The organism is Oleiphilus sp. HI0080, from assembly GCF_001635135.1.
The window spans coordinates 1-660 of record NZ_LWFU01000245.1; the positions used below are offsets into that span (position 1 = coordinate 1).

The 660-nt window shown below is 45.9% G+C and carries 1 protein-coding gene; it reads left to right on the forward strand.

Annotated features, from left to right (window positions below; translation table 11 throughout):
- Positions 1–652 (forward strand): urease accessory protein UreF (locus A3751_RS02655; RefSeq protein ID WP_068451787.1); only part of this gene is annotated, 652 nt, incomplete at its 5' end.
- Positions 653–660: the final 8 nt, after the last annotated feature.

Here is a 660-nt window from a genome sequence, read left to right on the forward strand (position 1 = left end):
AATGGCGAATCTGCTTGGACTACTCTATTTGGCAAGCCCAACCTTACCAATCGGTTCTTTTGCTTATTCTCAAGGTCTAGAGAAAGCGATCGAAAATGAAGCTGTAAGCGATAGAGAGAGCTTGCTTAAATGGTGCAGGGACTTCATGTCGATAGGGCTAGCGTATCTTGATCTCCCTTTGCTTAGGCAGATCAACCAGGCAATTAGGGAAGTTAATCAGCGACAGCTGGATTCCATTAATCAAGTGGTATTTGCGAGTCGCGAAACGGCCGAACTGTACATGGAAGAGGTAAACTTGGGTCAGAGCTTGAAAAGGCTGATTATGACGCAAGAGTTAAAGGTTGAGGGCATGGACATGCCGCAAAAGCCTAGTTTTCTTGTTGGCTATGCTTGGGCGGCGAATGCCTTAGATCTATCGCAAGAAGAGTTGGAGACGGCGTTTCTTTGGAGTTGGTTAGAGAACCAGACGGCCGTAGCGTGTAAAGCGATTCCATTAGGTCAAACGGACGCGCAAGCTATTCTGCTTGCATTGCGTCCAGTCATTTCACATGTTGTTGGAAGTACTCGTTCTGAGATCGCGGGCTCACTACCTGGACAGGTTTTGTTCAGTGCACAGCATGAAACACAATATTCAAGATTATTTAGGAGTTAATATGACAA